Here is a 14150-nt window from a genome sequence, read left to right on the forward strand (position 1 = left end):
GAAATTACCGATTGCTTTTGTTTGGATTCGGTACAAAATCTTATTTCACACTTGTTATCATATATGCAATTCCAATCATTAAACATCATTGAACCTATTTTAAAGGCCCTTCAAGAGGAAGGTTATACTACTCCTACCCCGATTCAGGCGCAATCCATACCCATCGTTTTGGAAGGGAATGACCTTTTGGGCTGTGCCCAAACAGGCACGGGAAAAACGGCAGCTTTTGCCATCCCAATCCTTCAGCGCTTGGCCAACAACAAAACATTCAACAAAAAAAGAAAAATAAGAAGCCTCATCGTCACTCCTACCCGGGAATTGGCCATACAGATTGACGAAAGTTTCAAAGCCTACGGAAGACACACTGGATTGACCTCGATGGTGATATTCGGTGGCGTAAACCAAAACCCACAAGTCGCAAAGCTGAATGCAGGCGTAGATATTTTAATCGCTACACCTGGAAGACTTTTGGACTTGATGAATCAAGGATATGTCTCCCTTCGTGAGGTGGAGATTTTTGTACTTGATGAAGCGGACAGGATGCTGGACATGGGATTTATCCATGATGTCAAAAAATTATTGGCCGTGCTACCCAAAAAGAGACAATCGCTTTTCTTTTCGGCCACCATGCCACCAGAGATCATCAAACTTGCCAATACCATTCTGGATAATCCTTTGGAAGTTTCGGTTACACCGGTATCCTCCACTGTTGACATCATCAACCAATGCGTTTATTTTGTAGACAAAGGAAACAAAAACGCCTTGTTGGTCGAATTGCTCAAGGACAAAAAAATCAAAACCGCGCTTGTCTTTACCCGCACCAAACATGGTGCTGATAAAGTGGTGAAAATGCTTGTCAGCCACAACATCAAAACTGAAGCGATTCACGGAAACAAATCCCAAAACGCAAGACAACGCGCTTTGACCAATTTCAAGGACCAAACCACGCGTGTATTGGTGGCTACGGATATCGCCGCTAGGGGAATTGACGTGGATGAATTGGAATATGTCATCAATTATGAGCTTTCCAATATCGCAGAGACCTATGTACATAGGATCGGAAGGACAGGAAGAGCTGGTGCAAAAGGTACGGCCATATCTTTCTGTGATGCGGAAGAAAAAGCCTATCTCAAGGACACCGAAAAATTGATCGCCAAAAAAATCCCTGTTATTGAGGACCATCCTTTCCCTTTGATGGATCACAATCCGGTGAAGGCCCCCAAGCAACAAGGCCGAGGAAATGCTGGCCATTCCAGACCAAAACCTGCACACAACAATTCTTCAAAAAGGTAGGGAGAGAAATGATAAAATAAAATGTCTGCTTTTTTGAGACATTGTTTTATAAACTTGAGAAATAGACCGGAATTTATCCTTCCGGTCTATTTTTTTTTGCATTCATCTTTATGATCACACCCAGAACCATCACACTCAGTAGCGCTGCAAAAAAACACCAAACCGAAATCAAGTGGTCTTCGAAATACAATTCGGCTAGCAAAAAAGAAAATAGGTTTGCCAGACCCAGTAATGGCATCCCCTCGGTACTGGAAACAAATGGACTGAACACGATGGGGATGAAGTAAAAAACAGCACTCCAAGTCACCAGTACCTTGGAAAAGTCCAGTGTATATTTGATGTGATCCCCCCTAATCTCCGCCGAGAAACCATATTCCTGGATACTATACAATAAATAAAGGGCAACGGTGAAACCCATTGCCATAAATCCACCGAGCACCATTTTTTTCAACCTATTTGTTTCAAGTAGAAAAATTGAAACCGGAATCCAAACCGGCCATACCACCTGTGCAAATACAAGAAAAATCAAAGCGGACCAATGGCTCCAAGAACTATGGCCTGGTGCTGACAATGCTATCCATAAAATCCCTTCTGACAATTGCTGAAAGGCAAACATCAAGGGAATAGCAGCAAATGCAAATTGAGAACGTGTTTTCACCTTTGATACCGCTATTGCACCGATACTTCCAAGGACAATAATGGCTCCAAAACTTGCTTCAGCAGAGAAACGCATCCGTTCTTTTTTTCGGTTTGAAAATGGGACTATTTAACAATTGCGCGCAAAAACAAGGGGATTGGCCAACGCAGGTAAAATATGCTTTTTAATTTTAGTCCTCTATTGGGAAAACAATCACTTTAGCACCTTTCACGTGCTTATGTTTCAAATCCATGATAGCTTCATTGGCTTTTTCAAAAGGGTAAGTCTCCACCACAGGCTTGATGGGGATCGATGCCGCCAGAGCCAGAAAATTTTCAACGTCCGATCTTGTGATGTTTGCTACGGTTTTGATATTCTTCTCCATCCACAAGTGATCCTGGTAGCGGATCTGTAAGAGTGCCCGCTGGTCAGTCGACTCCTTCCTGATCGCATTGATGACCAGTCCTCCACCAGGTTTTAGGTGAAACAATGCCTGTACTATCGTATTCCAAACCGGAGTGGTATCGATGATTGCGTTGAGCTTATTTGGCGGAACTTCGGAATGGTCCCCAGCCCAATTTGCACCAAGTTGAAGTGCAAATTGTCGCTCATGGAGATTCCTGGCAAAAACAAATATTTTGGATTCGGGATAGAGGTATCTTGCCATTTTCAAAACCAGATGCGCAGATGCACCAAAACCAGATAGCCCAAGTATCTGCCCATCCAAAAGTCCTGCAAGCATCAATGCCCTGTACCCAATCGCACCCGCACACAAAAGAGGGGCCGTTTCAAGGTCTGAAAAATCAGTTGGGATTTTGAAAGCATAAGAAGCATCAATCACCATATATTCCGCATATCCCCCATTGGCGTCCCTTCCTGTGGCCCTAAAATCAGGACAAAGATTTTCCAATCCCGACAAGCAAAATTCACACTTCCCGCAAGCGGAAAATATCCATGCGACACCCACCCGATCTCCTTTTTGGAATCGAAAGGTCTCTACCCCACACGCTTCAACTGTTCCCACGACTTGATGACCCGGAACCACCGGGAAATAGGCAGGTGGTGTTCTTCCCTCAATTTCATCCAATTCCGTATGACAAACCCCACAGCAACGCACTTTAATCAGTATCTGATTTTTCTTTGGAACAGGCAAAGGAATATCCACCAGATGCAAAGGCTTTGTTTCTAGTGCTAGATCCGAAATATTTTGGATAAGCCAGGCTTTCATTTTTTTTTAAATCTTCAAAAGTAAGAAAAAAAATCACCTCCTCAACGGCGCCAAAAGGAATTAAAATATTGTTTTTCAATATTTTAAGGTAACGAAAATGACTGACTTATTCCTTTTTCCATTTAAGAATATTCAAACCTTTTTGGTTGATCTATTTCCTGGTGACGAAAACCTCCCGAGAGTTCCCGGGCTGCAGGAGATCATTTTCAAATACCAAGCATACAGAAATTAAATGTTAACTTTACAATTCACCCACTGGAATCAGGACTTGAAAAGGATTTTGCTCGTAGAAGACGACCCTGCATTGAACAGGAATATCAAGGATGCTTTGATGGAGGAACAGATGAAGGTAGAAACGGTCTTTGACGGATTGTTGGCGTCCAAAATGCTCCGCAAATCGAATTATGACTGCGTCTTGTTAGACATCAATCTGCCTTACAAAAACGGATATGATTTGTGCCAGGAATTCAGAAAATACAACAAGGAAACACCAGTGTTGATGCTGACTGCCTTTGATGAAATCGAAGACAAGGTCTTGGGATACGAATCCGGTGCAGACGATTATCTGACAAAGCCATTTTTTATGAAGGAATTGGTCTTGAAAATCAATTCCCTGATCAAGAGAAGAAGCACGAATATAAATGCCGCTAAGGTCTCCCAAACCATCATCATGGGAGATTTGATAATCCAAACAGAAATCAAAAAAGTGACTCGTCAGGGGATTGAGATCCAACTCACGCCAAGAGAATACCAAATCCTTTTGCGGCTGGTGCTTTCCAGAGGGGAATTGGTGGCCAAAAAATCCCTGATCTCCGAGATTTGGGGAACCTCATTTGATGCCAACTCCAACACCATCGAGGTATACATCAACTTTTTGCGGAAGAAAGTTGACAAACCCTTTGGGCAAAACTCGATCAAAACCAAAATAGGCTTTGGTTACTTTTTTGAAGACAACACCGGAACCATAGCGGGATGATTAAACCCGAATTCTAAGACATCGAAAAAGTAACGTAAAGCATCTAACTTGATTAAGTTAGATGGAATATGCAATAGGTTTCCAAATGGGATTGAAACTGAAAGAAAATCAGACTACTGGGAGAACAATTCCTGACACCAATAGGGTGAAGTCAAAAATAGTCAACACCTAATTGATTATCAGTAATTTAAAATATTAAATGGAGTTCGTAATGCATAAAACGGGTTAAATGAACATCAGGAAAAAAATAATCTGGAATTTCTCCGTGGTGACCATTGTTTTGGTGGGAATCACCCTGGTTTTCATTTACATGCTCTTTTACGATTACCGGAAGGAAGAATTCCAACAGCAGCAGCAAGACAAAATCCTAACAACACTGAATTTTTTAAGAGAAATCAGGGAAATCGATGAAAAACTGATCGGTACGATGGACCGTGTTTCCATTGACGAATACTACAATGAAAAGATATTGATCTTTGACGCAAACCAGCGACTGATCTACTCTAGCATAGAGCGGTCACAAATCACCTTTACCCAAAATATTCTGAGTGAATTGTCTCAGGAAGTGGACAAAGTAGAGCTTAAAGAAGGGAAATTTGAAATCCTTGGAATTAAGATTGTAAGCAAAGGTTTGGTCTATTACGGCATCAGTAAGGCACATGATTTGGCTGGATTTCATTACTTGGATTACCTGCGGTTTATTTTTTCGTTCACTTTCATCGTGATTTCGGTGATCATTATCCTGATGTCACATTTCCTCTCAAAAAGGATCACGGACCCTATCGTCTCCCTGACCAAACAAATCAAGGATTTTAATTTTGAAGTCAAATTCAATCCTATCGTGACCGCCGGAAGCAAGAATGAAGTGGCCATCATGGGACAGCGGTTCAATGAACTGATGCAACGCATGAACGAGGCTTTTTCCTTTCAAAAAAATGCAGTCCAACATATTTCCCATGAATTGAAAACGCCCATTGCGGTGTTGGTTTCAAATTTCGAAAGGATCGAACAGGAATCCGATTTGGAGAAAATCAAATATCTCATAAAAAACCAAAAAGAGGATACCGAAAACCTCAGCAAAATCATCAATTCCCTGATGGAGATTTCCAAAACGGAATCGGGAAGTATTCCAAAATTGACCAAAATAAGGGTGGACGAACTGATTTTTGACTTGGCTGAGGAGTTTGGTGTGCTTCACCCCGAATTCCATTTTTCCATTGAGTATGCCGAAACCATTGAAGACGAGCAAAAACTAACGGTCCCGGCAAATTTAAGGTTGTTGAAAGCGGCTTTGTCCAACTTGATGATCAATTGTATTCAATACAGCGATGATTACAAAGCTAAAATCAACATCATTCCCCGGGCAAAACTTTTGCAACTTGAATTCATCAATAAGGGCCCGGTAATCAATGAAGACGAAAAAAAGTATATCTATCAGCATTATTTCAGGGGGAAAAACAGCCAAGGAAAAAGAGGCTTTGGTTTGGGCTTGGTTTTTATCCGGAAAATATTGAGAATGCACCAAGGAGAAGTCGTCTACAGCAATGAAGATTTGATATCAAATAAATTCACGATCACCCTGCCTTTAAGTTAATCTTTATCCTTTTTAAGGCCATTTTAAGGTGCTCTTTCGGATCTTTGAAGATCAAATCAGCACCATAAATAAATGAAATTCAATTCCCAGTATTTTAAAACAGACATTTTAGCAGGCCTAGTTGTATTTTTGATAGCCCTCCCCTTGTGTCTAGGTATTGCGCTTGCCAGTGGAGCCCCTCTTTTTTCGGGGATCATTTCGGGAGTCATCGGAGGTATAGTCGTAGGCTTTCTGAGCAATTCCAATTTAAGTGTTTCAGGTCCAGCAGCTGGCCTTACTGCAATCATCTTAGCGGCAATCATCGGCCTTGGGTCTTTTGAAGCACTCTTGGTATCCATAATCATTGCCGGCTTTATCCAGCTTGCCCTTGGATATGCCAAAGCTGGTACCATCTCCAATTATTTCCCCTCCAATGTAATCGAAGGAATGTTGGCTGCCATTGGGATCATCATCATATTGACCCAACTTCCCCATGCGATCGGCTATGATGTCATCCACGAGAGAGAATTTTTCTTCATTGACAAAAACGGCTCCTCCAGTCATTTGATTTCCGATATTAAAGATGCAGTCAATTTTGCCCATATTGGGGCCATCATGGTCACGGTGGTTTCTATGGCGATCCTGATCAGTTTCAACAAGATCGGTTTCCTTCAAAAATTAAAACTTCTTCCCGGTGCTTTGGTGGCCGTGGTGGTCGGAACTTTGATGAACGAATTTTTTATCAGAACGGGATCTCCTTTTGACATCAGTCAGGAGCATTTGGTCAATCTTCCGATCCCGGCTACTTTGGATGATTTCCTTGGACAATTTGCCACTCCGGACATTTCCGCAATCGGCAATCTTGATGTTTGGATCATTGGGATAACCATAGCCGTAGTGGCCAGTATAGAAACATTGCTTTGCATAGAAGCCGCCGATCAAATTGACCCCTTGAAACGATTTACCAACACGAATACCGAACTGAAAGCCCAGGGAATCGGAAACATCCTGAGCGGACTAATCGGAGGCCTACCCATGACATCTGTCATCGTAAGATCTTCTGCCAACGTTAAATCAGGAGGAAGAACAAAAGTGGCGGCCATCACCCATGGTGTTTTCCTGGCAGGTGCAGTATTGGCAATCCCTTTTATCCTGAACAAGATTCCACTGGCCAGTCTTGCCGCTGTGCTGATCATGGTGGGTTATAAACTGGCCAGTCCAACCGTATTCAAACACATGTGGGACAATGGAAAATTTCAATTTATCCCCTTTTTGGTAACAGTTGTGGCGGTAGTAGCCACCGATTTATTGAAAGGTGTGGGAATCGGATTGGTAGTAAGTGTCTTTTTTATTTTGAAAGGCAATTTAAAATTGGCATATTTCTTCAAGAATGAAGATCATGTGGAAGGGCAAACTGTATATATTGAACTGGCACAAGAAGTCTCTTTTCTAAACAAAGCAGCGATAAAACAGACCATCATACATTTGCCAGAAAACAGTAAAATTGTTATTGACGCCTCCAAAACGGTTTATATCGACTTTGATGTTTTGCAGTTGATCAAGGATTTTATTGCCATAGGCGCAAAAGACAAAAACATTACGGTAACCCTCATTGGTTTTAGGGATGCTTATAAAATAGAAAATCAAACTCACGTACTATCAGTTTAATGATGAAAGCAATCGACAAAGAATACCAATCGAGTATAACTCCAGAGAGAGCCTTGGAAATTTTGAAGGAAGGAAATGAGCGATTTATGAACAACCTCAAAGCCAACCGAGATTTGCTTCAACAAGCCAATCAGACCAGAAACGGACAATGGCCCTTCGCCACCATCCTGAGCTGCATAGACAGCAGGACTTCAGCTGAGTTGATTTTTGACCAAGGTTTGGGAGATATTTTTTCCATCCGGATCGCCGGTAACATCGTCAATACCGACATTATCGGGAGTATGGAATTTGCCTGTAAACTCGCCGGCTCCAAACTATTGGTGGTGTTGGGACATACCCGATGTGGAGCGGTAAAAGGGGCATGTGACCATGTGGAAATGGGAAACCTAACCGAATTACTTGCAAAGCTTCAAACAGCTGTATATCTGGAAAAAGAAACGCTTGACGAAAGCCAAAGGAATTCTTCCAATGCAGTTTTTGTAGAAAATGTGGCGACCATTAGCGTAAAGAGATCGGTTCAAGCCATCATCGAGAGAAGTTATATCCTCGAGCAAATGATCGAAAAGGGTAAAATTGCCATCATTGGGGCCATGCATGACTTGGACACAGGAATGGTTGAATTTTATGAGGACACCTTGATCACACATTCAAACATTGAATCGACCCGTCGCCAAGACGATTAGGCAAAAATTGATTGTTTGGGGAGGGAAACCTCTTTTTTAAAATTCTTTCGCGAGAATAGGGAAAACTCAAAAATCATATTGATGAGAATTGGCTTTGATTCAGGCTCCAAGAAAATAATAGCATAAAGAATGCTATTATTTTCTTGGAGCCTTGTGTTTAGAATTGGTTTGAGATTTATCGGATTCGATCATTGATTTTTTTAGAAAAATCGCATTTCAGAAGAGTATATTTTTTTGAATTTTTTTCACCATGGCAAGAGTCAATAGCAATTCGATCAATTCCGAGGATCCAAAAACAAGGAACAATACCTTAAAAAAATTTCATTTTTTATAGCTTTTCAAATCTGTAAATTTGATTAAGCGTATTGTTTACCCTATCACTGTATAATTTTAATGATTTAGGTCAATTGGGTCTTTGACTATCTCCCAAAACAGATAGTTACCATTGATCGACCCAAAGAAGCTTTTGCCTAAATACCGGCTTATTGAGTAAAGTGAAAATTCAATTCTTCAGCATCCGAAAAAAGGCGATTTTTCAAGGTCTCTGTTGTGATAAAATAACATTGCAATGGAAAATTTGAAACTGGTGATTGGGGAACTAGATGAAACCTTCTGGAAAGGTACGCTTTCAAAGGAAGGCGTAAGCCCTATTGAAAAAAAACACATCTGGTCAAAACCCTCACCGAAAGAGGGATTTTCAACAGCCTTGTTTCCAAAAACGATTATGAGCAAGCCAAAGAAAAACTGGCTGAATTTGGGATTTGGGATTATTTCATTTCCCCCGCTATCGAATGGCAACCAAAAGGAGTCCTTATCCAAAATGTAATCCATCAATGTCAGCTTCGGGATGTCAACGTTTTGTTTTTGGACGACAATCATCTGAATTTGGAAGAAGCATAATTCTACAATCCAAATCTTAACATCCACCTGCCCGACTTTACGGAACAAATCCTAGATCATCCTGCATTCAAAGGGAAAGATGATCAATCCGATTCAAGATTATAGCAGTACAAGTTGCTTGAAGAAAAAGCCATCGCCATGACCTCCTTCAATAGCAATATCGAATTCCTAAAAGCTTCCAACATAAGGATTCATTTCATCACGGATTTGACAGACCAAAAAGAAAGGATTTTGAAATTATTGTAACGGACGAACCAACATAATTTTACCAAAATAAGATCTGGGTCAGCCGAAGTGGAAGCACTGATCAATGACGGTGATTATTCCTCAGCCGTCATCCAAGTAAAGGACAATTATGGGGATTATTGTGTAGTGGGTTTTTACAGTTTAGACCGTCAAACCCATCATCTTAAGCATTTCGTTTTTTCCTGCAGAATTCTAAACCTTGGTATCGCCCAGTATGTGTATTCAAAACTAAACTTCCCATCACTGGACATCATTCCTGAGGTAGCCGAGACTTTGGATGGCTCTTTTCCAGACTGGATATCGGAAATCACGTCTGAGGAAGAACAGCAAGAACCTCCCGTTAGAAAAAATGGGGAATCAAAAATCAAAATCCTTTTCAGAGGAGGTTGCGAATTCACCCAAATGCTGTTTTATCTCAAAAATAATGGAATAGCGGTTGAGGAGGAGACGAATTATGTTTCCAAGGAAAATCTTGCCATTCATCAGGGGCATTCCCAAGTCCTGATAGATACATTGACTATCTCTCCCGAGGATAAAAGATATCTGGAGGAAAGTGCACACATCCCATTTGTTGATGCCGATTTCTACAAAACCAAGGTGTTTGGCCTTGGTTATGACTGCTTGGTATACAGCCTACACATGGACTTTACCCAAGAATTGTATGCACAAAAAAAGCAGAATTTGATATTGCCTTATGGGGGCTATCATTCCTACTGGACTGACATTAATTCGCATCCAGACATCGTCAAAAAAGTCAATCCCCGAGGATTGAATTCCATCAATGAACAGAATTTAGGGGTTTTTGCCTCTGAATTTAAGCATTTGGGTCAAATCAGCCCGGATCATTTTCTTGAAAATCTAAAACAGATAAGAAATAAAATACCATCGCATATCCCCATCGTCTTCATCAATGGCGCTGAAGTCCAGAATCCTAAATCTTTGGGAAAAAATGTGAAAATGCGGCACCAATTGATGAATGGTGTTTTGGACGGCTTTGTGGAAAAAACCGAAAACTGTCACCTTTTGGACCTGCGGAAAATAGTGACGCACGAATCCCAATTGACTTTAAATTCCAGGCACTTTCAAAGAGAAATTTACAGGATGATTTCCTTGGAGCTCCTCCAAATCTTAAATATTGCCTTGGATCGCAAAATTGAAAAGAAGTTAAGTCTGAAATCAAAACTGCTTTCCAAAGCACATGCTTTGGTGAACATGGCAAAAAAAGTAAAAAGAAAGATTCTCAAATAGCCCAGAATATCCATTAATTCAAATTTCATGTAGTTAAAATTCCGGAATACTTAAGGTTGAATACCATTGGTTTTTTTCCATTGATTTTTCATGGGTTGCAGCACCTGCCGGAGGTAACCTGGCTCCCTCTTAAATTTGCGATTTTTACACCAATGGTTCCCCAATATTCTATGATTGTTTTAGTTTCGAAGTCTGAAATTGACATGAATATGAAAAAAAGTTTAACAGTTATGGGTTTCCTTTTGCTTTTCCAGGTGGGATTTGCACAGGAAAACGTAGAAAAAGGCAACTATGAGCTTGCCGCTAGATTTTCACCCGAAAAGCTTAAAAAAATGATTTTCTCCACCTCTGTGGATCCGCATTGGCTAAAGAAATCAAACAAATTCTGGTATGAGTACGAAACCCCAGAAGGTAAATTTTATTACTTAGTAGATCCTGTCCAAAAGTCAAAAACCCAATTGTTTGACAGGGATAAACTGGCCATGGAAATCACCAAGATCGTCAAGGATCCATTTGATGGACAAAACCTGAAATTGGAAAACTTGAAATTCATGGAAGATGAAAACACCATCAGGTTTAAAGTGAAAGGCACTGAAGAGGTCCTGAAAAAGGATTGGGCTGAAATCAAGGAAAAAAACAAGAGTGCCAAGGATTCCTTGGAAAAAAAGACCTTTGTTTTCCAATACAACCTGTCCAATCGACAACTCACCGAAATCAAGGATGCCGCTAAAGATCCAGAGCGTCAGGCTTGGGCAAACATTGCCCCGGATTCCTCCAAGGTGGTATTCGCACGCAACCACAATCTCTACTGGATGGACAAGGAGAATTTCCTGAAAGCCGTGAAAGATGAAAAAGACAGTACCATCGTGGAGCACAAGCTTACTGAAAACGGGGAAAAGGATTTTGATTATGGCAGTGGCGGAAGAGGAGAAGACAACGAGGAAGAAGAAAAAAACAAGGACAAACGAAAAAGAGCCGGCATCCTATGGGGACCAGACGCAAAGCAGTTTGTTTTTTCGCGAACAGACAACCGGAAAGTAAAAGATCTATGGGTATTGCACAATTCCAGAAATCCCAGACCCACTTTGGAAACCTACAAATATGCCATGCCGGGAGAAAAAGAACAGCCGGTACAAGAGCTTGCACATTATTCTTTCACAACTGAGAAATTAAATGTCCTGCCCGTGGGCACTTACAAGGACCAATCTTTGGGTCTTTGGTCAGAAAGTTTGCCGAAAAACGCAAGGGATGATGACTTCAAGCCTGTGAAATGGTTGGGAAATAAGGATTCATTTTACTTTTCTCTAAGTTCCAGAGACTTGAAAAAAATTGACATCTGCAGATGGAACCTGACGACAAATCAAAAAGAGGTAGTTGTAGAAGAAAGAAGCAACACCTATATAGAAATCGTAAAACCAGAAATCATCAATGACGGGAGAGAAATCATCCATTGGTCAGAAAGGGATGGATGGGGTCATTTGTACCTTTATGGAGCAGATGGCAGCCTTAAAAGGCAACTGACAACCGGTGCTTTTCATGTGGACGGCATTGAAAATGTGGATACAAAAGGCAGAAAAGTATTTTTTGTGGCCAATGGCCGTGAAAAAGGAGAAGACCCCTACTACACCCATCTTTACAGTGTCGGATTGGACGGTGGTGCTGTCACGCTGCTCAACAACGGGAATTTCAACCATGACGCTAACCTAAACGATCAGGGAAGTTATTTTGTCAACAATTCATCCAGGGTCAATACCGCACCCGTTTCCATCTTGCATGACGCCAGTGGCCGCAAGGTGATGGATTTGGAAGCGACTGATTTATCCGCATTGTTTGCCGCAGGCTACAAATTTCCAGAGCCTTTCCAATTCAAGGCCGATGATGGAATCACGGATCTTTATGGGGTGATGTACAAACCTTTTGATTTTGACTCCACCAAGTCCTACCCGATCATCCAATATGTGTATCCGGGACCACAAACGGAAGCCGTCAACAAGGCTTTTGGCAGAGGGATGGATCGTGTTGATCGATTGGCACAATTTGGTTTTGTAGTCGTGACTTTGGGCAACAGAGGTGGACATCCAGGTAGGTCTAAATACTACCACAATTATGGGTATGGAAACCTTCGGGATTATGGATTGGCGGACAAAAAAGCAGGTGTCGAGCAATTGGCTGACAGGCATTCTTTTATCGACAAGTCAAGAGTGGGTATCCACGGACATTCCGGAGGTGGATTCATGTCCACTGCGGCCTTGTTGGTTTATCCAGACTTCTTTAAGGTCGCGGTGTCCAGTGCCGGAAACCATGAAAACAACATCTATAACCGTTGGTGGTCGGAGAAGCACCACGGCGTGAAAGAGCAGATTTCGCCTAAAGGAGACACTACCTTTGTCTATCAGATCGAGAAAAACCCTGATTTGGCCAAAAACCTTAAAGGAAAGCTCTTATTGGTCACTGGAGATGTAGACAACAATGTCCATCCGGCCAATACAATCCGAATGGCAAATGCACTCATCAAGGCCAACAAACGCTTCGATTTCATCATCCTCCCAGGACAGCGACATGGATTTGGCGACATGACAGAATATTTCTTCTGGAGAATGGGCGATTATTTCGTCCAGCACTTATTGGGCGATAACTCTCCCCCACCGGTGGATATGCTGGAGGTCCAAAGAGAAAAAGCGCTAGTTAAGTAAACAAAAAAATCCAGTGGTGATCACCACTGGATTTTTTTGTTTACTTGGAGGGCCCTCTTTATAGAATCCTATTTCATCTATTGACCCGATTTTCCAATCAAAAAGTAGGGATAGATTCAATTCGTTATCGATTCCAATTTTTGTTGGTGAGAAAACAACTTTTCACTAACGCAAAAACAGGCTTGTGAGAACACTCGAAAATATGTTTTCTTTAGCAACTCGTTTTGTCGATCAAACATTCTACATCTCCATGAAGCCAAAGAAATGAGGCCGGCAATTGGGTGGAAATCTCCTTTTCCATAAGCTTTTTGATCGCCTCTTGTTTTCCGCTTCCCGTGATGAGCAACAGTATTTTTTTGGATTGCATAATCCCTTTCATTCCTACAGTCATTCCGAAACTTGGGGTTTGGGACATCGCTTGAACCAAGGGATGGTCAATGGTCTCGGCACTTAGCTTTGCAACATGGCAATCGGATTGCAAGATTGAAGCAGGCTCATTGAAACCAATATGTCCGTTTTTCCCCAAACCCAGAATACAGCAATCAATTGGTCCCGTATGGTCAATTTCCTCTTGGATCCGCCGGCATTCTTCCGCTGGATCCGGTGCAGCTGAATCAAAAGCCAAATACCGGTCTGAGCTGACATGAAGGGGTTTCAACACCTTCTCGTTGAGGTAGGAATGACAGGATCCTGGATCAGACATTGGAATTCCTCCCCATTCATCGAGTTTCAAAACCCTGAGTTTTTCAAATAATTCCGGATCGAATTGATATCTTTTCTCCAGCATTTGATAGAGGCCTTCAGGAGACCCTCCAGTCGCAGCAGCAATCAGCAAATACTGCTTTTTTCTCAACTCATTGAGAACCATAAGTGATGCAAATGCACTCATTTTTGAACTGTCATCAAAGTAGGTTATTTTCATAGGATTAAGATTTTTTTGATTGTTTGTTTCCAATATGGATCTGTGTTTCAGGCCTAAATACTCCCAAATTTACACAAATCACA

General features: G+C 41.5%; 12 protein-coding genes. 9 read left to right on the forward strand and 3 right to left on the reverse strand.

Going from position 1 to position 14150, the window contains the following annotated elements:
- The first annotated feature begins 63 nt into the window (after nt 1-63).
- On the forward strand, nt 64-1293 hold the full coding sequence (locus F824_RS0106360) for a DEAD/DEAH box helicase (protein ID WP_019597033.1): 1230 nt from the start codon (nt 64-66) through the stop codon (nt 1291-1293).
- A gap of 73 nt (nt 1294-1366) precedes the next feature.
- On the opposite strand, the gene F824_RS0106365 is transcribed toward F824_RS0106360, so the two are convergent.
- Together F824_RS0106365 and F824_RS0106370 are read right to left on the reverse strand one after the other, a co-directional pair.
- Nucleotides 1367-2026: a DUF6629 family protein gene (locus F824_RS0106365; protein ID WP_019597034.1), complete on the reverse strand. Its 660-nt coding sequence runs from the start codon at nt 2024-2026 to the stop codon at nt 1367-1369.
- Between the two features lie 94 nt (nt 2027-2120).
- Nucleotides 2121-3158 (reverse strand): zinc-dependent alcohol dehydrogenase family protein, encoded by a 1038-nt coding sequence (locus F824_RS0106370; protein WP_026333536.1) that lies wholly within the window; start codon nt 3156-3158, stop codon nt 2121-2123.
- Nucleotides 3159-3390: 232 nt separating this feature from the next.
- Here F824_RS0106370 and F824_RS0106380 point away from each other — a divergent pair, with 232 nt between their 5' ends.
- The 8 genes from F824_RS0106380 (at nt 3391) to F824_RS0106425 (ending at nt 13145) form a co-directional block, all read left to right on the forward strand.
- On the forward strand, nt 3391-4134 hold the full coding sequence (locus F824_RS0106380) for a response regulator transcription factor (RefSeq protein WP_019597038.1): 744 nt from the start codon (nt 3391-3393) through the stop codon (nt 4132-4134).
- A gap of 229 nt (nt 4135-4363) precedes the next feature.
- Entirely contained in the window at nt 4364-5728 is a 1365-nt protein-coding gene (locus F824_RS0106385) for a sensor histidine kinase (protein WP_019597039.1), read from the forward strand.
- Nucleotides 5729-5800: 72 nt separating this feature from the next.
- On the forward strand, nt 5801-7375 hold the full coding sequence (locus F824_RS0106390; protein ID WP_019597040.1) for a SulP family inorganic anion transporter: 1575 nt from the start codon (nt 5801-5803) through the stop codon (nt 7373-7375).
- Between the two features lie 2 nt (nt 7376-7377).
- Entirely contained in the window at nt 7378-8058 is a 681-nt protein-coding gene (locus tag F824_RS0106395) for a carbonic anhydrase family protein (RefSeq protein ID WP_022582388.1), read from the forward strand.
- Between the two features lie 568 nt (nt 8059-8626).
- Complete coding sequence (locus F824_RS27425; protein WP_139189645.1) at nt 8627-8884, forward strand: hypothetical protein; 258 nt, start codon at nt 8627-8629, stop codon at nt 8882-8884.
- A 188-nt stretch (nt 8885-9072) separates the two neighbouring features.
- Nucleotides 9073-9204: a hypothetical protein gene (locus F824_RS28075; protein WP_019597044.1), complete on the forward strand. Its 132-nt coding sequence runs from the start codon at nt 9073-9075 to the stop codon at nt 9202-9204.
- 48 nt (nt 9205-9252) lie between these two features.
- Nucleotides 9253-10452: a hypothetical protein gene (locus F824_RS0106420; RefSeq protein WP_019597045.1), complete on the forward strand. Its 1200-nt coding sequence runs from the start codon at nt 9253-9255 to the stop codon at nt 10450-10452.
- A gap of 230 nt (nt 10453-10682) precedes the next feature.
- Entirely contained in the window at nt 10683-13145 is a 2463-nt protein-coding gene (locus F824_RS0106425) for a S9 family peptidase (RefSeq protein ID WP_033405173.1), read from the forward strand.
- 211 nt (nt 13146-13356) lie between these two features.
- Here the strand turns inward: F824_RS0106425 and F824_RS0106430 are convergent, their stop codons facing one another.
- Nucleotides 13357-14067: a galactosamine-6-phosphate isomerase gene (locus F824_RS0106430; RefSeq protein ID WP_026333537.1), complete on the reverse strand. Its 711-nt coding sequence runs from the start codon at nt 14065-14067 to the stop codon at nt 13357-13359.
- Between the last annotated feature and the right edge of the window lie 83 nt (nt 14068-14150).

Source organism: Rhodonellum psychrophilum GCM71 = DSM 17998 (assembly GCF_000381545.1).
Classification (GTDB): domain Bacteria; phylum Bacteroidota; class Bacteroidia; order Cytophagales; family Cyclobacteriaceae; genus Rhodonellum; species Rhodonellum psychrophilum.